This is a genomic window from Vibrio jasicida CAIM 1864 = LMG 25398, from assembly GCF_000400365.1.
Taxonomy (GTDB): Bacteria; Pseudomonadota; Gammaproteobacteria; order Enterobacterales; family Vibrionaceae; genus Vibrio; species Vibrio jasicida.
Genome location: NZ_BAOG01000054.1, coordinates 102,412 through 124,928 on the forward strand (window position 1 = coordinate 102,412; position 22,517 = coordinate 124,928).

Annotated in this window: 21 protein-coding genes; 13 read left to right on the forward strand and 8 right to left on the reverse strand. The window is 45.4% G+C overall.

Annotated features, from left to right (window positions below):
- Window positions 1-185 precede the first annotated feature (185 nt).
- Together ppiD and VJL_RS16185 are read left to right on the forward strand one after the other, a co-directional pair.
- Window positions 186-2,045, forward strand: coding sequence for a peptidylprolyl isomerase (ppiD, locus tag VJL_RS16180; protein ID WP_038879417.1), 1,860 nt, complete (start codon window positions 186-188; stop codon window positions 2,043-2,045).
- Between the two features lie 145 nt (window positions 2,046-2,190).
- Entirely contained in the window at window positions 2,191-2,490 is a 300-nt protein-coding gene (locus VJL_RS16185; protein ID WP_038865551.1) for a ComEA family DNA-binding protein, read from the forward strand.
- A gap of 134 nt (window positions 2,491-2,624) precedes the next feature.
- On the opposite strand, the gene rrtA is transcribed toward VJL_RS16185, so the two are convergent.
- Window positions 2,625-3,176: a rhombosortase gene (gene rrtA / locus VJL_RS16190; RefSeq protein WP_038879420.1), complete on the reverse strand. Its 552-nt coding sequence runs from the start codon at window positions 3,174-3,176 to the stop codon at window positions 2,625-2,627.
- A gap of 3 nt (window positions 3,177-3,179) precedes the next feature.
- On the opposite strand from rrtA, the gene VJL_RS16195 reads away from it, so the two are divergent.
- Window positions 3,180-3,797 (forward strand): tRNA-uridine aminocarboxypropyltransferase, encoded by a 618-nt coding sequence (locus VJL_RS16195; protein WP_038879423.1) that lies wholly within the window; start codon window positions 3,180-3,182, stop codon window positions 3,795-3,797.
- A gap of 19 nt (window positions 3,798-3,816) precedes the next feature.
- On the opposite strand, the gene VJL_RS16200 is transcribed toward VJL_RS16195, so the two are convergent.
- The 3 genes from VJL_RS16200 to VJL_RS16210 form a co-directional block, all read right to left on the reverse strand.
- Window positions 3,817-5,151: an anti-phage deoxyguanosine triphosphatase gene (locus VJL_RS16200; RefSeq protein ID WP_042602167.1), complete on the reverse strand. Its 1,335-nt coding sequence runs from the start codon at window positions 5,149-5,151 to the stop codon at window positions 3,817-3,819.
- Between the two features lie 3 nt (window positions 5,152-5,154).
- The gene (gene yfbR / locus VJL_RS16205) at window positions 5,155-5,739 is read right to left on the reverse strand and encodes a 5'-deoxynucleotidase (protein WP_038865545.1); all 585 of its coding nucleotides are present in this window, start codon (window positions 5,737-5,739) and stop codon (window positions 5,155-5,157) included.
- 114 nt (window positions 5,740-5,853) lie between these two features.
- The gene (locus VJL_RS16210) at window positions 5,854-7,068 is read right to left on the reverse strand and encodes a pyridoxal phosphate-dependent aminotransferase (RefSeq protein ID WP_005437583.1); all 1,215 of its coding nucleotides are present in this window, start codon (window positions 7,066-7,068) and stop codon (window positions 5,854-5,856) included.
- Window positions 7,069-7,285: 217 nt separating this feature from the next.
- Here VJL_RS16210 and VJL_RS16215 point away from each other — a divergent pair, with 217 nt between their 5' ends.
- From VJL_RS16215 to menE, 6 genes are all read left to right on the forward strand, one after another.
- Window positions 7,286-8,593, forward strand: coding sequence for an isochorismate synthase (locus VJL_RS16215; RefSeq protein ID WP_038879424.1), 1,308 nt, complete (start codon window positions 7,286-7,288; stop codon window positions 8,591-8,593).
- Window positions 8,590-10,308 carry a 2-succinyl-5-enolpyruvyl-6-hydroxy-3-cyclohexene-1-carboxylic-acid synthase gene (gene menD, locus VJL_RS16220; RefSeq protein WP_038879428.1) on the forward strand — a complete coding sequence of 573 codons (1,719 nt, stop codon included), beginning with the start codon at window positions 8,590-8,592 and terminating at the stop codon, window positions 10,306-10,308. Before VJL_RS16215 ends, menD begins: the two co-directional genes overlap by 4 nt.
- On the forward strand, window positions 10,295-11,089 hold the full coding sequence (menH, locus tag VJL_RS16225; RefSeq protein WP_038879431.1) for a 2-succinyl-6-hydroxy-2,4-cyclohexadiene-1-carboxylate synthase: 795 nt from the start codon (window positions 10,295-10,297) through the stop codon (window positions 11,087-11,089). Before menD ends, menH begins: the two co-directional genes overlap by 14 nt.
- A gap of 26 nt (window positions 11,090-11,115) precedes the next feature.
- Complete coding sequence (menB, locus tag VJL_RS16230) at window positions 11,116-11,982, forward strand: 1,4-dihydroxy-2-naphthoyl-CoA synthase (protein WP_038879434.1); 867 nt, start codon at window positions 11,116-11,118, stop codon at window positions 11,980-11,982.
- 129 nt (window positions 11,983-12,111) lie between these two features.
- Entirely contained in the window at window positions 12,112-13,101 is a 990-nt protein-coding gene (gene menC / locus VJL_RS16235) for an o-succinylbenzoate synthase (RefSeq protein WP_038879437.1), read from the forward strand.
- Window positions 13,086-14,519 carry an o-succinylbenzoate--CoA ligase gene (gene menE, locus VJL_RS16240; RefSeq protein ID WP_038879440.1) on the forward strand — a complete coding sequence of 478 codons (1,434 nt, stop codon included), beginning with the start codon at window positions 13,086-13,088 and terminating at the stop codon, window positions 14,517-14,519. Before menC ends, menE begins: the two co-directional genes overlap by 16 nt.
- Window positions 14,520-14,569: 50 nt before the next feature.
- Here menE and nagE read toward each other — a convergent pair whose 3' ends face one another.
- Window positions 14,570-16,024 (reverse strand): N-acetylglucosamine-specific PTS transporter subunit IIBC, encoded by a 1,455-nt coding sequence (gene nagE / locus VJL_RS16245; protein ID WP_038879443.1) that lies wholly within the window; start codon window positions 16,022-16,024, stop codon window positions 14,570-14,572.
- Between the two features lie 157 nt (window positions 16,025-16,181).
- Here nagE and VJL_RS16250 point away from each other — a divergent pair, with 157 nt between their 5' ends.
- The gene (locus VJL_RS16250; RefSeq protein ID WP_038879445.1) at window positions 16,182-17,063 is read left to right on the forward strand and encodes a LysR substrate-binding domain-containing protein; all 882 of its coding nucleotides are present in this window, start codon (window positions 16,182-16,184) and stop codon (window positions 17,061-17,063) included.
- A gap of 96 nt (window positions 17,064-17,159) precedes the next feature.
- Window positions 17,160-17,342, forward strand: coding sequence for a hypothetical protein (locus VJL_RS16255; RefSeq protein ID WP_038865532.1), 183 nt, complete (start codon window positions 17,160-17,162; stop codon window positions 17,340-17,342).
- 3 nt (window positions 17,343-17,345) lie between these two features.
- Here VJL_RS16255 and VJL_RS16260 read toward each other — a convergent pair whose 3' ends face one another.
- The 3 genes from VJL_RS16260 to VJL_RS16270 all read right to left on the reverse strand — a co-directional run bounded on the left by VJL_RS16260 (window position 17,346) and on the right by VJL_RS16270 (window position 20,890).
- A complete protein-coding gene (locus VJL_RS16260) occupies window positions 17,346-18,278 on the reverse strand; it encodes a putative sulfate exporter family transporter (protein WP_152436659.1) in 933 nt (310 codons plus the stop codon).
- Window positions 18,279-18,411: 133 nt separating this feature from the next.
- Complete coding sequence (locus tag VJL_RS16265; RefSeq protein WP_038879450.1) at window positions 18,412-20,286, reverse strand: MFS transporter; 1,875 nt, start codon at window positions 20,284-20,286, stop codon at window positions 18,412-18,414.
- Window positions 20,287-20,299: 13 nt separating this feature from the next.
- Window positions 20,300-20,890, reverse strand: coding sequence for a TetR/AcrR family transcriptional regulator (locus VJL_RS16270; RefSeq protein ID WP_038865527.1), 591 nt, complete (start codon window positions 20,888-20,890; stop codon window positions 20,300-20,302).
- Window positions 20,891-21,145: 255 nt separating this feature from the next.
- Between VJL_RS16270 and VJL_RS16275 the strand changes: the two genes are divergently transcribed.
- On the forward strand, window positions 21,146-22,018 hold the full coding sequence (locus VJL_RS16275; RefSeq protein WP_038879452.1) for a Tim44 domain-containing protein: 873 nt from the start codon (window positions 21,146-21,148) through the stop codon (window positions 22,016-22,018).
- A 141-nt stretch (window positions 22,019-22,159) separates the two neighbouring features.
- Window positions 22,160-22,294, forward strand: a complete 135-nt coding sequence (locus VJL_RS30210) for a hypothetical protein (RefSeq protein WP_265101992.1) — start codon at window positions 22,160-22,162, stop codon at window positions 22,292-22,294.
- Window positions 22,295-22,517: the final 223 nt, after the last annotated feature.

Genomic DNA, 22,517 nt, shown 5'->3' on the forward strand with positions numbered 1-22,517 from the left:
CAGCGAACGGCCATTGCATAGTTTTTGTTCAAACAGTCAGATTTGTACAAAAATTTACAAACTAAGAGCCGAACTTTCTTAAATTATGCGCATCCTACTGATGCGCATTTCTTTTTCTGATATTATCGCGACATTACATTTTCTATTAGAAGCAGTCGGCTTCAATTGTGGAGAGCAGTTAAATTATGATGGATCGACTACGCGAAGGCGTGAATAGCATCGCGGTCAAAATTATCCTTGGACTTATCATTCTATCTTTCGTATTTGCAGGTGTAGGTAGCTACATTGTTGGTGGTAACAACAACTCTGCGGCGAAAGTAGGTAATACCGAGATCGCTCGTGGTGAGTTCGAAATGGCTTACCAAAATGAGCGTAACCGCATGCAAGCTCAATTGGGTGACAACTTCTCTCAGTTGCTAGCAGACCCTGCATACGTTGAATCTTTCCGCAAATCAGTTCTAGATCGTATGATCAACGATGTGTTGCTTGATCAACAAGCTGAAGCACTAGGTCTACGCATCAGCGATGCTCAAGTACGTAGCATGATTCTAGACATGCCTCAGTTCCAGTCTAACGGCCAATTTGACCAAGATATCTACCAAGCTTCTTTGCGCCGTGCTGGTTTCTCTCCAGATTCATTTGCAGAGTACATGCGTCGTGAATTGGTTCGTGAGCAACTGCTTAACGCTCTACAAACCAGTGAGTTCACTCTACCAGGTGAAGTTCAGTCAGAAGGTAAGCTGTTCACACAAACTCGTGACGTTCGTACTGTGACTATCGACTTAGCTGAGTTTGCTAAAAAAGTAGATCTTACTGATGAAGAAATTCAAGAGTACTACAAAGCAAATCCAGATATGTTTACTCGCCCAGAGCAAGTAAAAGTCGCTTACATTGAACTATCAGCTGAAGCACTGAAAAAGCAAATCCAAGTTTCTGACGAAGAAGTTAAGAAATACTACGATGATCACCTAGATAAATACTCTTCAGAAGAGCAACGTCGCGTCGCACATATCCTAGTTGAAGGTGATGATGAAGCGAAAGCACAAGCCATTCTTGATGAACTTAACGGTGGTGCAGATTTCGCTAAGCTAGCAGAAGAAAAATCTGACGACTTTGGCAGTGCTGAAAACGGCGGCGACCTAGGTTGGATTGAGCGCGATGTAATGGACCCTGCATTCGAAGAAGCGGCGTTCGCACTTAAGAACCCTGGTGACGTGACTGGTCTAGTGAAGTCTGACTTTGGCTACCACATCATCAAGCTTGAAGAGCTTAAAGACTCTGTTGCTAAGCCTTTCTCTGAAGTCGCAGCTGAAATCAAACAAGAGATGGTTGACCAAAAAGCAGTTGATCAATTCTACGAGCTACAAAACGAGCTAGAGAAAGTAGCGTTTGAATTCCCTGACTCTCTAGACGACGCTTCTAAAGCGGTTGGCCAAGAAGTGAAAACGACAGACTTCATTTCTCAAGTTGACGCGCCTGAAGTGCTTAAGAACCAAGCAGTAATGCAAGCGATTCTAAGCCCAGAAGTGAAAGAAGATGGTCTAAACTCTGAAGCAATCGAAGTCGCACCTGAGCACATCATTGTTGTTCGCGTTGAAGATGCTCGTGACGAGACCGTACTTCCTCTTGCAGAAGTGAAAGACCAAGTTGTTGCTGAATTGTCTCGCGTAAAAGGCGAACAGGGTGCCATCGAGCTAGGTACGAAAGTGGTTGCGGCGCTTAAAGAAGGCAACACGGCTATCCTTGCTGAAAACAATCTAACGTTTGGTGAGCAAGAAACCGTAGACCGTCGTTCTTCACTGGCGAGCACAGTATTTGCTATGGCGAAACCAGTTGATGACAAGCCTGTTTACGGTCAGTCAAAAGACCTTGCTGGTAACATCGTGGTTATCGAGCTTGATGCTGTGAAAGCTGAACTAGATGCTTCTTTAGAAGAGCAAGTAGCAATGCAGATGCAACGTGCTTCTTCACAACAAGATCTTACTTCTGTTATCGCAGTACTACGCGCAAACACTGACATCGAGTACTTTGTTGTGAGCAACTAAGCACTACGAATGTAATTTGCATGTTAACTAAAACGGGTCGCATTAGCGGCCCGTTTTATTTTTATCTGAAGTCACTTCAATGCCGTGCTCGGTTTATCTAGAGTAGTCAGTACTTTGACAAGATAACTCAGGAGGAGCACTCAATATGAAATGGATGTTAACGCTGTGCTTAATGCTATTGGCACCAGTGGGATGGGCGGCCGGCGGTGAGACAACAAAGTCGAAATCGTCGAAATACGAAGGTATTGAGATTACTGTTAATGTGAATACCGCTTCAGCGGAAGAGATCGCGACATTACTTAATGGTATTGGCGAGAAGAAAGCCGAACAGATAGTAGAGTATCGTGAAGAGCACGGTCCATTCAAAACGGCAGCGGACCTAAGCAAAGTGAAAGGCATTGGGGAAGCAACGGTGAAGAAAAACCAAGAGCGAATTTTGCTGTAAATACATTTTGGCCATTGAAAAGCGAAGTTTCTGTTTCCTATTACTGCTTTCCCGAACCAATCCTCATTACCGGTTCGGGATTTTTTATTTGGTCAGATTTAAATTTGAGGAAGGCCAAAGATCGCTTAGCTGGTTTAACCAAAGATCCGGCGATGCATTAACTTTTCCAACCAAGCCATGCCTAAACCACCAATTGCACCAAATAAATGAGCGTCAACCGCAACACGTGCGCCAATCATAGCTGCAGTACTAGTGGAGGGGCCGTAGAATTGCTCCCACGCGACTTTTGCAATTAAGCCACCTACCAACACCAAACTGCTTCTTCTGCCGTCGAAAACCTCACTGAGCGCCCAGAAACCAAAGAGTCCATGCAATACACCTGACAACCCGACATAAACTGACATATTGGTAAAAAGATTCATCGCACCGACAAATGAACAAAGAATCAAAAATACGATGGTGAAGTTACGTGCTGTCGGTCGAAAGATAAAACCAATAACCCATAATCCAGCGAGATTCATGCCGAGATGAGCAAAGTTGGTATGCGTGAGATTTCCTGTTACGATTCGCCACCATTCGCCATGGCGTATATTGTAAGCATGCCATTCAGTCAGACTTGCCATGGGTTCGAATTGAAGAATTAAACAGATAACGCTGATGATGCTCAGCAATGTATAAAGGTTCACTCTATGTCTCGTTATTGTTCTCAGTGTGGAAAATCGCGCAAAGCCTGTATTTGCCAATGGATTGTACCGCTAGCAAGCGAGGTTGAACTTATCATTCTTCAGCATACGAGTGAAGAACATCGTCCTCTTGGTACGGCACGGATTCTCAATTTGAGCCTAAATCATTGTACTTGCCTGATTGGAGAAGACTTTTCTGACAGTGCGGCCTTGAATGCGTTGCTTGAAGATGAAACCTACCAACATTTCATTCTTTACCCTTCAGAGCAATCGTTGTGCCTTTCAGAATTGGCGACGGTTGCAGAAGTGCCCGATAAGAAAACACGTTTAATCTTACTCGACGGTACTTGGAAGAAAGCCTACAAGATGTGGCAACTGTCGACGAACCTTCATACTATCCAGACGGTTAAACTACCGGAAGACTTACAAGGTCATTATACGATTCGTAAAGCGCCTTCTGATAACAGCTTGTCGACGGTAGAAGCGGGGTTTCATGCGCTCTCGTTACTTCAACCTAGCGAGGATCTTACTCCTTTGTTGATTGCTTTTGAGAAGATGATTGAATTTCAAATCGCCCAGATGCCTCCGGGCGTATTTGAGAAGAACTATCTGAAAGGTGAGTAGCGAATCTATAGAGCATTCTCTATAAGACAATTGAAGAAAACAACTGACGGTGCAGCTTCTGTGCATGGCCGTCGGTCATCGCTGAGATGTAATCTGCAATGACGCGCATTTTTGCACTCTCATCCATTGCTTCTTTCCAAAGTTCTTGAGTGTGTTTGGGTAGCAAGCGTTCAGGATCTGCACTGAGCGCTTCAAATAAATCCATGATGATTTGCTGGCCTTTGTATTCAACAATCTGTACTTGATGAATTTGAATCACATATTGGCTCACGAAGTGTTTCAATACTTCTAGTGCTTTTGCCATATGAGGTTCTAAACAGGCGTTCCAAGCCAGTAAGTGGTTATTGAATGGCTCATCAACTACTTTGATTGAAATACTCGTCAATAGGGCGTTAACCATGCCACCAATCGCGTCTTTACGTCGATGATGTTTACCACTAAACAACATTTGACCGATGGAACCGATGTGTTCTTCAAACCAAGGGTCTCCGCAATCTGCAAGCTGGCTTGCTGCCCCTTCTTGCCACTGCTGTCGAGTTACCATACCAAGCACAATGGCATCTTCTAAATCATGTACGCCATAGGCGATGTCGTCCGCTAGCTCCATTATTGAGCAGTCCAAAGACTTAAACCGAGTTTTACAGTGCTCCAAGTCTGATTCAGGGCGGCAACGCATTTGGCTTAGTAGTGCTTTGTCGTTTTCGGTCAGGGGCGCAATGACCCAATCGAATAAATCCTTATCGCAATCATAAATGCCTTTGGCAGGGCTCCAATCTTTGGCTTTGAGTTTGCGTTGATGCTCAACCGGGTCCGGTAGGCGCGTGGAGCGTGTTTGACTAAGCAGAGCTGGGTACTTTATTAAACCGAGTAAAGCGCGACGTGATAGGTTCATGCCGAAGTGCTCGGTATAAGGTTCAAGCTTGGTGACGATACGGAAGGTTTGAGCATTGCCTTCAAAGCCGCCGTGATCACGCATCATGTAGTTTAAGGCGACTTCACCACCATGCCCATAAGGGGGATGACCAATGTCGTGTGCGAGACACAATGAATCGATCAAGCTGTCAGACGGCAGTAGATCTCGAAATTCAGGTTGCTTCTTTTTTAGTTGGGCAACAATACCTGTTCCAAGCTGCGCTGCTTCTAGAGAGTGGGTGAGTCGAGTTCGGTGAAAATCTTCCAAGCTGTTGCCATGCACTTGGGTCTTCGCTTGTAAGCGTCGAAATGCTGCAGAATGCAGAATGCGTGCACGATCACGTTGATACGGGCTACGATGGTCATCGCGGCGGATTTTATGTTCATCATCATGGCGTTCTTGCCATAAAGCGTTTAATTCAAATGACACATTTCTCTCCATCAACTAGCTAATTTCATCCAGCGATAATTCAAAACTTGGGGCAAAGGTATGAAGGAAGTATTCCATTTCCGGTGTTTTGCGTTCTTGCAATGTGATATCTAAGCGTTTCTTTGCCAAGGCAAATTCGTGATTACCTGCACTGAGTTCTTCCAAGCATTTAAGGTACGCACAGATAGAATCTGCTTGCTTAACGATTTTCGCGTCTTCTTCATGAGCGGAATGCGAGAGCAAGTAGGGTGCGAAATCATCTTGAAACTCTTCAGGTAACATTGAGAGCAGTTTTTGTTCTGCCGCTGCTTCAATCTTCTTATATTCTTTAGAAATTTCAGGGTTGTAGTACTTAACGGGGGTCGGTAGATCCCCAGTGAGTACTTCACTCGAATCATGGTACATGGCGAGTATAGCGATACGTTCAGGGTTTAGTGTACCGCCGAATTTTTTGTTTTTAATTAATGCTAGGGCATGCGCTACGAAGGCAACTTGTAAGCTGTGTTCAGAGACATTTTCTGGCGAGACTGAGCGCATCAGTGGCCAGCGTTGGATGAGCTTCATTCGGGCCAAGTGGGCGAAAAAATGGCTTTCTTTCATTGCACTCTCCTATGTACCGATCCCACAAACCGTTCGTAAGTGACATTGGTATTTGATACGAAAAAGGAGCTCACTAGGAGCTCCTCTAAGCATATGAGAGATCAGCAGTAATTACTACTGGCTATACGTTGATAGGAAACGCTCAAAGCGGCCAATCGCGGTTTCGAGATCTTCTACGTGCGGCAGTGTAACAATACGGAAGTGATCCGGTTTCGGCCAGTTAAAGCCAGAACCTTGTACCAGAAGTACTTTTTCTTGCTTCAAGAAGTCGAGCACCATTTGTTGGTCATTCTTAATGTTGTACATCTTGGTGTCGATTTTCGGGAATAAATACATCGCACCTTTCGGCTTCACACATGAAACACCAGGGATCTGGTTGATCAGTTCGTAAGCTCGGTTACGTTGCTCAAGCAAACGACCACCCGGCAAGATCAGCTCATTAATACTCTGGTAGCCACCCAATGCGGTTTGAATCGCATGTTGCATTGGTACGTTGGCACATAAACGCATCGAAGAAAGCAGTTCTAAGCCATTGATGTAACCTTGTGCTAGATGTTTAGGACCCGTTAGGAACATCCAACCACCACGGAAACCACAAACGCGATACGCTTTTGAAAGACCGTTGAACGTCATCACCAATACATCTTCTGTTAGCGTTGCAACCGAGGTGTGTGTCGCGCCGTCGTAAAGGACTTTGTCGTAGATTTCATCAGCGAAGATGATCAGGTTGTGTTGGCGCGCAATCTCGATAACTTCTAATAGGAAATCACGACTGTATACCGCACCTGTTGGGTTGTTCGGGTTGATAAGAACAATACCACGGGTTTTTGGCGTGATTTTCTTTTTGATGTCTTCAAGGTCTGGGTACCAGTCTGCCCCTTCATCACAGATATAATGCACAGGTTTACCGCCAGACAAAGCAACAGATGCCGTCCAAAGCGGGTAGTCTGGCGCAGGGATCAGCATTTCGTCGCCATTGTTCAGTAATGCTTGCATCGCCATCACGATCAGCTCTGATACACCGTTACCAACGTATACATCTTCAACATCTAACGATCGGATGCCTTTGCGCTGATAGTGCTGCACGACAGCTTTGCGCGCCGAATAAATGCCTTTGGAATCACAATAGCCTTGAGAAGTTGGCAGATTACGAATGACATCTACTAGAATCTCATCAGGGGCGTCAAAACCAAATGGGGCGGGGTTACCAATGTTTAGCTTTAGGATTTTATGCCCCTCTTCCTCCATGCGTTTAGCATGTTTGAGTACAGGACCCCTAATGTCGTAGCAGACATTGTCGAGTTTTGACGACATCCCGATATTTTGCATTGCTTAATTCCTAAAAAATCGTTAATTTCTTTATTAAAATACAATAATTTGTTTTTTATTAGAATAAAAATCTGTAAATTATCCGTTTGGTGATTAAGTTTTGTTCTGTTGGTATCACAGGAATTTGCAAAAGATCGTATACGACCTTGATTTGCTTTGGGTCTAAACTTAGAGTAGCCGTCAGTTATCCTTTATCCTCACACGTTTCGAGGTTGATTTGTCACAGTTCCATCAAGCCGTAAATAGAATTATCGAGCGAGTTCAGCAAACGGAAGGCAATCAAACACGTTTAATCGAGCCACTCAGCGAGAAACCCAATTTCGCGTTTATAGACTGGCTTGAAGCACAACCACTTTTTCCCAAGTTTTACTGGCAGTCCCGTGATACTCGTGAAGAAGTTGTTGCTCTAGGCCAACTCCACTCCTTTGTCGAGCCTGGACCTGCCTATACGATCCTTGGTGAAGGCCAACGCGTATGGGGCGGTCGTTCATTTGACGGTCAGCACGAGAAAAATCGTCGCTGTATGCCATCCTTCTTTTTTCTTCCGCAAATTGAGTTGATTCGGTTTGACCAGCAATGGTCACTTGCGGTGAATATCGCAGAAGATAAAACTCGTACATTAGCAGGCTTGAAAAAGCTGGTCTCTGATGTGCCTAGCTTAGCACCAATCTCTTCTCATATCCGTTCGATTGATCACGCTCCGACAGAGCCACAATGGAATAATTTGGTAGAGAAGGTGCTCACTGGTATCGACAATGACGAGTTTAAAAAAGTGGTGTTGGCTCGCAAATCGACTGTTCATTTAGATTCGACACTTTCTGCTGCGCAGCTATTGAAAGCGAGCTACCTCAACAACCATCATAGTTTTCATTTTCTGTTGAGCTTAGACAGTAAACACAGCTTTATGGGATCCACACCAGAGCGTTTGTATTCGCGTATCGGACACGAGCTACATACAGAAGCATTGGCCGGTACGATAGGCCGTGGCGAGAATGCGACTCAAGATATGGAGTTGGCGAACTGGCTATCTCAAGATTCTAAGAACCTCAATGAGAACCAGTATGTGGTGGACGACATTATTGAACGTCTTTCACCCCACTCAGAAAGCGTTGAAGTTGAAACTGATCCTCGTTTGGTTCGCCTGAGAAAAGTGCAGCATTTAAAGCGTAATATCCATGCGGATCTTAAAACGGGCATTAATGGCGTTCAGTTACTCTCTGCTTTACAGCCGACAGCCGCCGTTGCTGGGTTGCCCCGTAAAGAGTCGATGCAGTTTATTTTAGATAATGAGCCGTTTGCACGCGGCTGGTATGCAGGCTCCATGGGTTATATCAGCCATGAGCGTGCAGAGTTTTGTGTCGCAATCAGAAGTGCGTTGATCCTTGAAGAACAAGTTCAACTGTTTGCTGGCGCGGGTATTGTTCCAGGTTCCATTGCAGAGCATGAATGGGCCGAGTTAGATAAAAAAATGTCAACGTTACTTTCTCTTATTTCAGACCACCCACCGCTTGGGGTTGCATCATGAATGCTGATCAAGCTGTTTTAAATCGAATTTGGTCTGAAACCATCCTGACAGAATTAAACCGCTTTGGTGTAAATCATATCTGTATTGCACCAGGTTCTCGCTCTACCCCTTTAACGGTGGAGGCGGCGGATAATCCAAATTTTACCATTCACACGCACTTTGATGAGCGTGGTTTGGGCTTTATGGCATTAGGGCTAGCGAAAGCCAGTAGAGAGCCTGTGGCATTGATCGTGACCTCTGGTACTGCCGTCGCCAATCTGTTGCCCGCTATTGCAGAGGCAAAACTCACTGGTGAAAAGCTGGTGGTATTGACTGCCGATAGACCAGTCGAGTTGGTAGGGTGTGGTGCAAATCAAGCCATCAATCAACTTGGTATTTTCTCACAGCATGTTTCTGACAGTCTGAATTTGCCAAGCCCGACATTGTCTACGCCACTCAACTGGCTTTTGACCTCTGTGGATGAAGTGATGTTCACGCAGCGGCTAAAAGGCAGTGCGGTACACATCAACTGTGCCTTCCCTGAGCCGTTATACTCAAACGTAGAAAAAAGTACTCACCAAGATTACCTCGATACGGTTGCTGGTTGGAAAGAAAGTCGCGTGACTTATTGTCAACGATTCAACCCGAAAACGAACAGTGCGATTCCAAGCTGTGGTGACAACAAAGGTATCGTGGTCATTGGGAGTTTGCCTTTAGCCCAAGCACAGGCCGCACGTTCGTTTGCTGAGCAAATGGGGTGGCCTGTTTTGGCTGATCCTCAAAGTGGTGTGAGTTCGGATTGGGCCCATTTTGATATGTGGTTGCAGCATCCAAGATTGGCGAGCCAGTTAGATAGCTGTGATTTAGTGGTTCAATTTGGTAGCCGAATCATCTCCAAGCGTTTTAACCACTGGCTCGATAAACATGTTTCGCGTAGCCAACATGGTAGAGATATTCAATACTGGTATGTTTCTCCACGTTTAGACCGTGATAATCAAAGCCACTTGCCACAATGGCATTGGGCTGAACAACCGAGCTCTTGGGTAGAACGTACCACAGAGTTTGAATCGGAATATACTGGTTGGGCAGACGACCTTGCGACTGACATTAAGCAAGTGACTCAGCATGCAAAAGGTTTGTTCGTTTCTGATCCTAAGAGTGAGCTAAGCGAGATTGCATTAGCCATTGATGTTGCAGAGCGCGCAAAAGGTGTTGACCTGTTTGTGGGTAACAGCTTGTTTGTTCGCTTAATTGATATGTTTGGGAAGCTCGACAATACTGAAGTGTTTACCAACCGTGGTGCTTCAGGCATTGATGGTCTGTTTGCAACGGCAAGCGGGGTGCAACGCGCGCGCCAGAACCCGATGTTAATGTTTATTGGTGATACGTCGGCATTGTATGGGTTGAATTCACTGGCGTTGTTTACGCACAGTAAGTTACCGTCAGTGTTGGTGATTACGAACAATGATGGCGGCGCGATTTTTGATTTACTGCCGGTGCCGCAGGAACATCGTGAGTCGTTCTACCAAATGCCTCATGGTTACGACTTTGAGCACGCCGCGAAGCAGTTTGGTTTAGAGTATCGTCAACCAAGCTCATTAGCAGAATACCAATCTTTGGTTTCTGAGCATTTTGCTTCAGGGCAAGGCGCATTGGTGATTGAAGTGCAAACGCCGTCTAACCAAGCTGTTGAGCATTTAAAATCGTTCAACAAGAATTTGCATGCTCTATTCTGAGCACTTTTCAGCAACGGAAAAGCACCAAGGTAGCACTTTGCCTACTCTGGTGTTTTTGCATGGCTTGTTAGGTAGCGGAGCGGATTGGCATCTATGCTCAAACGCGTTACCTCAATTCGAACGTGTGACGATTGACCTTCCTGGTCATGGTCAAAGCCAATCTATTTCTTGCCGTGATCTAGATGATTGCTGCAAATTGCTCAATTCCACACTATCTTTACTATTTCCTTCACAACAGCCGCTTATTTTGATTGGTTACTCAATGGGGGGACGCATTGCTATGCATGGCCTTGCGCACCAGTGTTTTTCAGATCTCAATATTTGTGGTGCCATTGTTGAAGGAGGAAACTTCGGTCTACAAAACGAGTCAGATAAGCAGGCCAGATTAAAGAATGACACTCGCTGGGCAAAGCGTTTCAAAATTGAGCCTCTTGCTTGTGTTTTGAACGATTGGTACCAACAGTTGGTCTTTTCTTCACTAAACCATGAGCAAAGACAAACATTAGTGACAAAACGAAGTGCTAATCTTGGCTCGTCAGTCGCAGATATGTTGCTTGCGACTTCTTTGGCTAAGCAAGGTTATTTGCTACCAGCACTGCAACAACAAGCGGTTCCGCTGTATTACGTGTGCGGTGCTAAAGACAAAAAATTCAGTCAACTGGCAGAAATGAGCGGGTTGGCATATCGACAAATTGAGGGGGCAGGGCATAACGCTCATCAAGAGCAACCCCAAAAGTTTGCGATACAGATTAATCAAATAATTCATTCTCACTTTCAGTGAGAGCAACGAGAACAATGGGAATCACCATGGCTAAAACAGTAGGCATTTCTGAAGAAGAACTTTACGCTCCGGTTCAATGGAAAGATTGCAGCGAGAAATACGAGGATATCCACTATCACAAGTCTGTTGATGGTATCGCGAAAATTACCATTGCACGTCCACAGGTACGTAATGCTTTCCGTCCTCAAACTGTAAAAGAGATGATTGATGCACTGGCAGATGCGCGTTATGACTCGACTGTTGGTGTGATCATCCTGACAGGTCTAGGTGAAGATGCGTTCTGTTCTGGCGGTGACCAGAAGATCCGTGGCGACTACGGCGGCTACAAAGACGACCAAGGTACGCACCACCTAAACGTATTAGACTTCCAACGCGATATTCGTACTTGTCCAAAACCAGTGATCGCATCGGTCGCAGGTTGGGCTGTCGGTGGTGGTCACGTGTTGCACATGATGTGTGACCTGACGATTGCGGCGGAGAATGCACAATTTGGTCAAACTGGTCCTAAGGTGGGCTCTTTTGATGGCGGTTGGGGCGCGTCTTACATGGCTCGTATCGTAGGTCAGAAGAAAGCTCGCGAAATCTGGTTCCTATGTCGTTTCTACAACGCTCAAGAAGCGGTAGACATGGGTCTAGTAAACACAGTAGTGCCACTAGCGGATCTAGAGAAAGAAACCGTTCGTTGGTGTCGTGAAGTACTGCAACACAGCCCAATGGCACTGCGTTGCTTGAAAGCCGCATTGAACGCGGACTGTGATGGTCAAGCGGGCTTGCAAGAACTGGCTGGTAACGCAACCATGATGTTCTACATGACAGATGAAGGCCAAGAAGGTCGTAACGCATTCAACGAGAAACGTCGCCCAGACTTCGATAAGTTCCCTCGTAACCCATAATCCGTATAGAAGAGGAGCCTTTGTGCTCCTCTGTTTCGTTTTTCGTCCTGAGCGCCTCGCCCTCTGGGAGGTTAGCGGGTTCTCTCGCTAAAAAGTTCAGAATATATGGTATTACATAGGATTCGAATTATGCGTAAAGCGAAGATTTATCGTTACTCTCTACCAATGGACAGTGGCGTTATATTACGTGACAACAAACTGACTGAGCGTGTTGGCTTCATTCTTGAATTAACGGATGGCGACAAAATTGGTCGTGGTGAAGTTGCACCTTTAACGGGCTTTAGCCTTGAAGGTACCGAAGACGCTGGTGTTCAACTGCAAGCTCAAGCGGAGCGTTGGGTTGCGGATTTACCCGTGGATTACAACCACATGTATCCGTCTGTGGCGTTTGGCTTATCGATGGCTCAACTTGAGCTAGAAGGCGGTCTACCGGTACAAGGGCAGTATCAAGCTGCGCCCCTGTGTAATGGTGACCCTGATGAGCTGATTCCTAAACTGAACGAGATGGAAGGCGAGAAAGTTGCGAAGGTAAAAGTGGGTCTATACGAACCGATTCGCGACGGCATGCTAGTGAACTTATTTCTTGAGTCGATACCGCAGCTGACACTTCGCCTTGATGCAAACCGTGCTTGGACGCCAGAAAAAGCGCAGCAGTTTGCTAAGTATATTGCCCCATCACTGCGTCAGCGTATCACCTTCTTGGAAGAACCATGCCGCTCTCCGGGTGACAGTCTGTCGTTTGCTATCAACACGGGGATTGCTATCGCGTGGGATGAAACGCTACAGGATGCGGTTCGTCGTGAAGACTTCCGCCTAGAAGATCTTACCGGTGTGAAGACCATCATTATTAAGCCAACGTTGATCGGCTCGGTTGAGTTTTGTATTAAGCTGATTGAGAAGGCTAAAACTCTGGGTATCAAAGCTGTGATAAGCTCAAGTATTGAATCCAGCTTGGGTCTGAACCAGTTAGCACGTTTAGCTCAATGGCAACTGCCGAATGAAATCCCTGGCTTGGATACAATTGGCTTGTACAAAGCGCAATTGGAACAGGGTTGGCCTAAATGTGAACTTCCAATTATTCCGCTATCAGAGCAGGAGTTAGTGTGGCATTCAGCATAGAGACGATTGCGATTGCACCATGGAAATATTGGGCTCAAATGAGCCCTTTTTCTATTGCGCTGGAAACAACCAAAGAACAAGTTAACTGGCAACAATTGACTGCTCGTGTCGACTTGTACGCTCGCAACCTTCAACAACTGGGTGTCACGAGTGGAGACGTGGTGACGTTAGTCGGTAAGAACCAAGTTGAAACCCTGTGGTTTTATCTTGCTGCGCAGCAGATAGGCGCAATTGCTGCGTTGACCATGCCGCAGCCATTTGATGCACTTTCAGGTAAGTTAACGACGCTATATAAGCCAACCCAACAACGTTTTGTGTGGTTTGCTGATGGTGTTGCCAGTGGCTACTCTGAACAGCAGTTATCGCAACTTTGTATCATTCAACTGTCTACTCTGGATTTCGAATCGCAAAGTGACGTTAGTACTTCAAACGAAGGCTACGCACATGATGCTTTAGCGTCTATTGTGTTTACCTCTGGCTCAACAGGCACCCCTAAAGCCGTGGTACATACTCATCGTCAGCACCTTTCTTCAGCTCAAGGTTTATTAGCCGAGTTTCGATTCAACCATAAAGAAATCTGGCTGCTTTCCTTGCCGCTTTACCACGTTTCAGGCTTAGCGATTGTCTACCGTTGGTTGTTTGCAGGCGCAACGCTCAAAGTAGGAAACGGGAATCTTGCTGATGATATTCTTGGTGTCTCTCATGCCTCTCTCGTTGCGACGCAGCTTAAGCGTTTACTGGATGAACAAGTCGAATTGTCTCTCACGCATGTCTTACTCGGCGGCAGTCATGTTGCCCATGAGTTGGCACTGCGAGCAACACAGCAGGGTATTGAAACTTGGCTAGGCTATGGCATGACAGAAGCTGCGTCTACCGTAACAGCTAAGCGAATCGATAGCATCAGCAATGCGGGGCATCTGTTGCAAAACCGCGATATTAAGCTGGTGGAACAACGTATTTATATCGGTGGGCAAACGCTAGCAGCAGGCTATTTCAAACAAGGCTCAGTTACCTCACTTCTGAATGAAAACGGTTGGTTCGACAGTAAGGATCTCGGAGAGTGGCAAGGGGATGAACTCAAGATTATTGGTCGAGCAGACAACCAATTTATCTCTGGTGGAGAAAACGTTCATTGTGAAGAGATAGAAGCGGCACTGAACCAAATAGAGAGTATTTCGCAGAGCATCGTTGTACCGGTAGAAGATGTGGAATTTGGACATCGACCAGTAGCAGTGATGCAGACGGATTCATTACTGGACAAAGCTCAATACGAGCAACACCTGCAAACTAAGCTAGAAAAATTCAAATGGCCGGTCGCGTATTATGTAATGCCTCAAACCTTATTGGCTGGAGGAATTAAAGTATCGCGCAAAGCGGTAAAAGACTGGTTAAAAAATGAAGTGCAAAACGGTGACTAAGCGTTATTGCACTTCAGGGGGATGTGGTGATGGTGAGTCACCACAATTCTTTAGTTAGCGAGGGCGACTTTCATTTGCTCCGCTACTTTATCTACTTTACCTAGGCCGATGATGACTTGCAGGCCACCTTTACCAATACAAACTACACCTGCTGCCCCGAGCTGTTTTAGTTTTGCTTCGTCAGCCAGTGAGGAATCTTTTACGGTTAAGCGTAGGCGGGTAATACAGTTGTCTACCTCTAGGAGGTTATCTGCACCACCGATAGCGGCAATGTAATCTTTTGCAAGTTCGCCAACGTTTTCTGTTACTTCCTTCTCCATGTCTTCGCCACGACCCGGAGTGCGCAGGTTGAACTTAACGATCGCGAAGCGGAATATCGTGTAGTACAGAGCGAAGAACACTAAACCTTGTGGGATCAACATGTACCATTTGGTTGCTAGTGGATTTTGGCTTGAAAGCACAAAGTCTACGAACCCAGCGGAGAAACCGAAGCCTGCCATCCATTGCATGCTTGCAGCAATGTACATAGAAATGCCCGTTAGTACTGCGTGGATTAGGTAAAGCACAGGCGCTAGGAACATAAAGCTGAACTCTAGTGGCTCGGTGATGCCTGTGAAGAAAGACGCCATTGCAGCGGCAAGCATGATAGAAAATACTTTGTTTTTGTTCTCTTTATCTGCGCAGTGGTACATCGCAAGCGCAGCGCCCGGCAGACCAAACATCATGATAGGGAAGAAGCCTGCTTGGTACATACCAGTTTGGCCAACAACCGCAGTGCCATTCGCAATAGATTGTGCACCACCGAGGAAGTTTGGAATGTCATTAATCCCAACTACATCAAACCAGAACACTGGGTAAAGCGCGTGGTGCATGCCGATGGTCAGCATCAGGCGGTTGAAGAAACCAAAAAGACCGGCACCGACAGCGCCCATTGCTTCCAACTTAGTGCCGAAAATGATCAGTGCATCGTAAATCACAGGCCAAACGTAAAGCAGAACGAAGGCCAATGCCATACCAGCAATGGAAGTTAGGATCGGAACTAGGCGTTTTCCACTGAAGAACGCTAATGCCTTAGGTAACTCGACTCCAGAGTAACGGTTGTAAATCTCCGCTGAGATTATGCCGACTAAGATACCGATAAACTGGTTATTAATCTTGTTGAACGCATCAGGCACCTCATCTGCTGTGATGCCCATCAGTTGAGTGACCGCTCCTGGCGCAAGCAATGTGGTTAAAACCATAAAACAAATAAAGCCGGAAAGTGCGGCAGAGCCATTCTTGTCTCTGCTTAGACCAAAAGCAACACCGACGGCAAATAGCACTGCCATGTTATCGATGATGGCACCACCAGATTTGATTAGAAATGCGGCCAGTACGCTTTCTGAGCCCCACCCAACAGGGTCAATCCAGTATCCTATGCCCATCAAGATTGCCGCAGCGGGTAGTGTCGCTACGGGAACCATCAACGCCTTACCGACTTTTTGCATGTAGCCGAGTATATTCATATTTGCCCCTATAATTTTTAATGCCTCCCAGAATATGATCTATGCTGGAAATTGGCGTTTTTATTAAGTTTCTAGGGACTATTTGAAACTTAATTATCGACGCAAACAAACGAATTCACTACTATCATGAATTAATATTTTTAATGCATGGTGTGTCATGGCTAACCAACAATTACTGCTTAGGAATCTTCATACCTTTAGTATCGCAGCGAAGCACCTTAGTTTTACTCATGCAGCGAAGGAGTTGCATTTAACCCAAGGTGCGGTTAGTCATCGCATTAAAGTACTCGAGCAAGAGCTGGGTTTTACCTTGTTCGTTCGCGGTACGAGAAAGCTTGAGCTGACAGAGGAAGGGCGTCGTTTTCAAAAGACGTTATCTACATCGCTCAGTACCATTTTTAATGAGATTGAAGAAATAAAGTCGACGGATTTAGTGGGCGAGATAAACATTGCCGCCTCTCCTGGATTCTTAAACGGTTGGTTAATGCCAAGGGTTGCGGACTTTAAGCGCCATTACTCAGGTTTCAATCTCAATCTATTTGCGCAAGAAAGTCAGTTAGATCTTGTAACAAATCAGATCGATGTGGCTATTTTTTATGATACTGAGCACCTTGTTGATGTTTATCGTCAGCGATTGTTTGGTGAAAAGTACATTCCTGTTTGCACACCACAGTACATGAAAGAGATGAATATTTTAGAAGATGGGCTCGCCTCTCTACACCGTATTAATTTTATTCATGCATTAGGCTCTGACGTATGGCAGAGGTGGGTGTCTCACATGGCATTAGATGTGGATGTTTTCCAAAACTTTTATTGTGTTAGTCACCGTGATATGGCTGTGTTAGCCGCGAGAAACAATGTTGGTGTTGCGATGGGACGCTATCGGTTTGTCAAAGATCTCTTAGACAAAGGAGAACTAGTGAGCCCTTACCCTACGATGGATACTCAGCAGGGGTATGATTTACTCTGTCCATCTGGGTATGAGCACCGCCCTAAAGTGAAGACTTTCATTTCATGGGTGGAGAGCCAACTTAGTTGATTTAGCAATGAATTAGTCGAAAAGGGAATTTCGAATCCTTATAACTCTGAATCATAATTATGCTTAAAGATTAAGAAATAAAGCATAAGGTTCAGGATGATAAAATTAGCTTTGGTGGCAGCGGTGTTGCTACAAATTGGCCTTGCGATGAGCACTGAGGGACTAACGCGCTCATTGGCTGAGCTAACCGCCTTTCTGGTCGCGATAGCTTTAGTGTTGGTACACAAAAACCAGAGCGCGAAAAAAGCAGAGCTCACCCAGCCACAGAAAGTTAATTAAGGTTTAGCTCAGCAGTAGCCAACCGAGTGATGTTGTAGAAATCAGCACCCACAGTGTGACACCAAACAATAATGGTTTTGCCCCTGCCGACTTCAGCTTCGATACTGAAATACTGCAACCAATCAAGAACAGACACACCACAAGAGCTTGCTTAGCAATAGCAAAGATGCCTTGATACACCACTTCAAATTGCGGGAAGAAGTCGCTGAATGCAATAGCAGCGCAGTACCAGAAAATGAAGTAAGGAATCACTAACTTGCTTTTACCTTCTTTACCGTTTCCACGAGAAAAGATCACGGCACTAACTAGTGCGACAGGAATGATCCACAATGCGCGAGCAAGCTTCAATGTGGTTGCGGTAGTCAATGCTTCTTCACCGTAAGCAGATGCCGCACCCACAACGGAAGAGGTATCGTGAATTGCAATCGCAGCCCACGTTCCGAACGTATGCTGATCCAAACCAATAGCGTGACCAATTACAGGGAAGATAAACAGCGCCAGTGAGTTCAGAACGAAAACCGTTGCAAGTGCAAGACCGATTTGTTCGTCCTTTGCTTTGATCGCTGGAGCGACAGCAGCAATCGCACTACCACCACAAATGGCAGTACCAGAAGCAATCAAATACGCCGTTGTGCGTTCAAGTTTTATTGCTTTGGCAATCATCATGCCGATCACAAGTGTGCCAAGGATGGTCGCGATGATTAGACCTATTCCATCAGACGTGACCGCGAGCGCTTGGTCAAAGTGAATCCCAAAGCCCAAACCAATAATGGAATAAGAAAGCAGCTTCTTGGTAAATGAAGCAATAGGAAGCTCTGTCGGTACTAGGCTAAAACTCGCCAAAAGAAAACCGATCACAAGCGCGATAGGAGAGGACACAAAAGGGGTTAAACAAAACAGCAGTGCCAATCCAAAGGGGATATTCTTTGTATTCAAGGGTGTCTTCGTTGTAGTGAGTTAAAGCGCAGAGTATATCGTAACGCCTATGGTCAGAAAGTCTTAATGAATTGAACGTGCGTTCAGAAAAACTAAACGCATGTTCAAAAATTAAGAATTGTTCTGTTTGAGTTTAGCGCCAGTCGCCGCGAAGTGCTTTTACTTTCTCAAACATAGCTTGTGCTGTGGCATGTTTTGGATCGACAGGTGTACCAGCTTCGATTTCCAGTCTAGACCAGAAACGCGTTGGTAAGCCCTTACATGCTCGGCCTTTTGCGCGACTGAAGTAGCTGCCCCATAAGCCTTTCAACGCCATTGGTATCACTGGAACAGGGCTACGACGAAGGATGATGTCTATACCGCGCATAAACTCGTTCATCTCACCATCTGATGTCAAACGACCTTCAGGGAAAATACACACAATATGCCCCTCACTTAGTGCCGCCTCAACATCACTGAATGCACGACGAATAGAAGTGCGATTGCTGGCCGAGATCGGAATCACACCAGCTCGGCGAAGAAAACGTCGTAGAGGTGGAAGGTTGGCGTAATCTTCTTCCATCACAAAGCGAATCAAGCGTGGGCAAACCGCACTTAATAGTAGCGAGTCCATATAACTCACATGATTACATACGATTAATGCACCACCATGCTCAGGAAGGTGGTGCAAATTCTTGTGTTTCACGCGGTAAATCGTGTGAGTGACTACCCACATAGCAAAGCGCACAACGAAAATTGGGATTTGCAGGAAAATGTATGCCGCAACTAAGAAATTTAAAACAGCCAATAGAGCGAACAATTGAGGGATGGTCATTTCAAGCACGCTTAGGCAGACGATACCCAATATTGCGCTACCCACCATAAACAACGAGTTAAAGATGTTTAGCCCCGCAATGACTTGTGCTCGCTCTGCCTCTTTTGCTCTGTGTTGCATAAGCGCGTACAGCGGTACGATGAACAAGCCGCCAGAGATTCCGATCATTAGTAGATAGAAGAACAGCGGCCAAAAAGCGTCGAAGCTTACAAACTCAACAAAGGTATGAAATCGAGGTAAGTCTGTAGGAATAGATGTCGCCATCAAGAAGCCGAATATGGTGATACCTAGAGCACCAATCGGTACGATTCCTACTTCAATTCTGTGGTTTGAGAGCCAGTTACAGGCCATTGAGCCAACAGCAATACCGACCGAGAACAAAGCTAACAGAAATGAAACCGCGCTCTCTGTACCATTCAAATACTCTTTCGTGAAATTAGGGAACTGGGTGAGGTAAGCCGCGCCTAAGAACCAGAACCAGCTGATTGCCATGATGCATTGGAAGACGATGCGGTCAGACTTGGCAATAGAAAGCGTGTGTTTGGTTTGTTTGTATGGCTGCCATTTAAATTGAATATCGGGAGCGCTAGCGGAAGCAAAGGGAATTGAACGGCTTGATAAGTAGCCAAGAAGGGCAAAGATAACCACACAAAATGCAGCAAGGTATTTAGCGTTATCTGCGGAAGCAATCAGCCCTGCGCCTAGTGTACCGATCAAAATAGCAATAAAGGTACCAGCTTCTACTAGTGCATTGCCCGGAACGAGTTCTTTCTCGTTAAGTTGTTGTGGTAGCAATGCATATTTGACTGGGCCGAAGAATGCTGACTGCGTGCCCATCAGGAATAACAGTAGGAGTAAAACACCGTAGCTCTCGGTAATGAAACCTATAGCCCCAAGCAACATTATGCCTATCTCGAACAGTTTTACCTTGCGGATAAACCAAGATTTTTCATACTTATCGGCCAGCACCCCTGCTGATGCGGAAAATAGAAAGAACGGGAGGATGAACAAGCCAGCGGCTAAGTTGATAAATAAGTTGCTAGAAACGGGCAGTGCACTAGACCCCGCAAAGGCGACAAACAGCAACAGCACATTTTTGAAGATATTGTCGTTGAAAGCACCAAAAAACTGGGTAATAAAATAGGGAAGGAACTTTCGTTGCCTAAGCAAGGACGACTGGCTGTCTGATGACATGAATAATCCTTTATTACCAGCTGATCAGATAGTTTGAAATCAGGTTATCAATAAGCTCTTTACCATCAATAGGTTCACTAGAGAAAAACTTATCATCAACGCTTAGTAGCGTGATTCCATGTACTCCGGACCACAATACGCGACTCGCTTGAAGTACTTCAGACTCAGTACGGTGCGGTGCGATTTGAGCAAGTAAGGATTCTAGCATGCCAGTCATACCGTCGATGCGTTTTGCATGCCATTCAGGAAGTTCTGCGCCATTCATATTGTGCTCAAAAACTAACTGCCAACGATGTGGGTGTTTTTGCGCGAAATCGTGATAACAATAAGCCAGTTCAAATAAGGCCTGGTGGGCATCTTTACTGTTCTTGGTCGCTTTCACTGCTTCTTGTTGTAGCTCATCTAACGTTTGAGCAACCGCGTGTAAAAGCAACAAGTTATAGTTGCCGAAAATGTTTACTAAAGTGCTTGGCACGTAACCAATCATGTTAGCAATCTTACGAAGACTGAGCTCGTGGTAAGAGTTTTCGTCTAAAAAGTCTTTGACCGTAGTAAGGGTCAAGTTGACTAACTCTTCTCTGGTGTGATCGTTTCTGCGCGCCATAATCTAAAACTACTTATTGAACAACGTTCAATATGATAGACAGCTACTGAATCACCGTCAATAACACAAACCAGTCAGAAACCTATTGCTTGGCAATATTCTGATACATGTCTTCTATTATGGAATGTTTCATTGTTGTATCTGACGGAGTATGATGGTTACATCTCATATTTAGCGTGCTACTGATATGGATGCTTGTTTGCTTCATCATCAATCAGCATGATTAAGTACATATCGTCAATTTTAAGGATAACGATGAAACGTTTATTTTCGATTGTCGCCCTACTGATGTTTACTGTTGCCGTAACGCCTATCGCAGAAGCGAAGAAATTTGGTGGTGGTAAGTCTTTTGGTAAGAGTTACAAAACCGCGCCTGCTCCTAAACAGCAGCAACAAAACACAAACACCATTGGTAAAGAACAAGGTGCTAAATCATCAAGCAAAAAAGGTTTGATGGGCGGCTTACTTGGTGGTCTTCTTGCTGGTGGTCTTCTGGCAGCATTCTTTGGTGGTGCGTTTGAAGGTATCCAGTTTATGGATATCCTAATTATTGGTTTGATCGCATTCGTTATCTTCAAACTGATGCGAGGCATGCTTGGTGCTAAGCAGGGCAGTATGAATCAGCATCGTCAGCAGCCAGCCTTTGGTGGTAACAACACTAAGTTCGAGCAGCCAAACATGCAGAATTTTGAACAACAACCAAACACAAATGCTGGTGGCTTTGGTGGTTTCGGCGCACAAACTGATATCCCGCATAACTACCCACCGGGTTTTGACCAATCGGCATTCATCAACGGCTCTCGTGAGCACTACCGAATCCTGCAAGGTGCTTGGAACCACAATCAGCTGCACACGATTGAAGAATACGTTTCGGCAAGCCTGTTTGAAGACTTGAAAGCAGAACGTGCGAAGTTAGATGGTGAGCAGCACACAGATGTGATGTACGTTGATGCTGAAATTGTTCGTGCAGATTATGACGCAAGTAAGGCACAGCTCAGCTTACAGTTCAGTGGTCGTTACCGTGATGCTGAAGAAGGTGTCGAAGAAGAAATCGAAGATATCTGGCACCTAGAGCGTGACCTAACTGTGCCAAATGCACCGTGGTTGATCGTCGGTATTCAAGGTTAATTATCTTAAGTATTCAATTTAGTCTTAATAAAATCCCGCTTTCGTGCGGGATTTTTTATGCCTGAAGATCAGAGACTCTAAATCTATCGAGACAATACGAGTGGTTGAAGTCGACTTTAATAGGGTTGTTATGAGGCAGCGATGAGTCGCACAGTAGGGAATGGTGAAGGTAAAGCTAACGCTAACGGAGATGATCAATGGCTTGATTCCATTGACCTAAATAAACCAACTAACACTTGGATTCCCTCTCAAGCAGAGCTAGTTAAAAGTACCTAGGTGTCGTACTACTTAACGAAAGATCACTAAGAATCGCGCGTTGAGTGAGGCTAGATTTAGCCAAATAGTTAGGTAAGCCATTGAAAAAATAGAGCTATAGAACGAAAAAAGCCAGCTCAATGAGCTGGCTTTTTCAATATGGTGGAGGGGGACGGATTCGAACCATCGAAGGCAGTGCCGGCAGATTTACAGTCTGCTCCCTTTGGCCACTCGGGAACCCCTC

Excerpts from the sequence above, each read along its gene's own strand:
- VJL_RS30210 (WP_265101992.1), top strand. The coding sequence starts at position 22,160 with ATGAGTCGCACAGTAGGGAATGGTGAAGGTAAAGCTAACGCTAACGGA.
- menH (WP_038879431.1), top strand. The coding sequence starts at position 10,295 with ATGCTCTATTCTGAGCACTTTTCAGCAACGGAAAAGCACCAAGGTAGC.
- VJL_RS16250 (WP_038879445.1), top strand. The coding sequence starts at position 16,182 with ATGGCTAACCAACAATTACTGCTTAGGAATCTTCATACCTTTAGTATC.
- VJL_RS16195 (WP_038879423.1), top strand. The coding sequence starts at position 3,180 with ATGTCTCGTTATTGTTCTCAGTGTGGAAAATCGCGCAAAGCCTGTATT.
- VJL_RS16270 (WP_038865527.1), bottom strand. The coding sequence starts at position 20,890 with ATGGCGCGCAGAAACGATCACACCAGAGAAGAGTTAGTCAACTTGACC.
- ppiD (WP_038879417.1), top strand. The coding sequence starts at position 186 with ATGATGGATCGACTACGCGAAGGCGTGAATAGCATCGCGGTCAAAATT.
- VJL_RS16265 (WP_038879450.1), bottom strand. The coding sequence starts at position 20,286 with ATGTCATCAGACAGCCAGTCGTCCTTGCTTAGGCAACGAAAGTTCCTT.
- VJL_RS16200 (WP_042602167.1), bottom strand. The coding sequence starts at position 5,151 with ATGGAGAGAAATGTGTCATTTGAATTAAACGCTTTATGGCAAGAACGC.
- menD (WP_038879428.1), top strand. The coding sequence starts at position 8,590 with ATGAATGCTGATCAAGCTGTTTTAAATCGAATTTGGTCTGAAACCATC.
- menB (WP_038879434.1), top strand. The coding sequence starts at position 11,116 with ATGGCTAAAACAGTAGGCATTTCTGAAGAAGAACTTTACGCTCCGGTT.
- nagE (WP_038879443.1), bottom strand. The coding sequence starts at position 16,024 with ATGAATATACTCGGCTACATGCAAAAAGTCGGTAAGGCGTTGATGGTT.
- menC (WP_038879437.1), top strand. The coding sequence starts at position 12,112 with ATGCGTAAAGCGAAGATTTATCGTTACTCTCTACCAATGGACAGTGGC.
- VJL_RS16255 (WP_038865532.1), top strand. The coding sequence starts at position 17,160 with ATGATAAAATTAGCTTTGGTGGCAGCGGTGTTGCTACAAATTGGCCTT.
- VJL_RS16275 (WP_038879452.1), top strand. The coding sequence starts at position 21,146 with ATGAAACGTTTATTTTCGATTGTCGCCCTACTGATGTTTACTGTTGCC.
- VJL_RS16185 (WP_038865551.1), top strand. The coding sequence starts at position 2,191 with ATGAAATGGATGTTAACGCTGTGCTTAATGCTATTGGCACCAGTGGGA.
- yfbR (WP_038865545.1), bottom strand. The coding sequence starts at position 5,739 with ATGAAAGAAAGCCATTTTTTCGCCCACTTGGCCCGAATGAAGCTCATC.
- VJL_RS16210 (WP_005437583.1), bottom strand. The coding sequence starts at position 7,068 with ATGCAAAATATCGGGATGTCGTCAAAACTCGACAATGTCTGCTACGAC.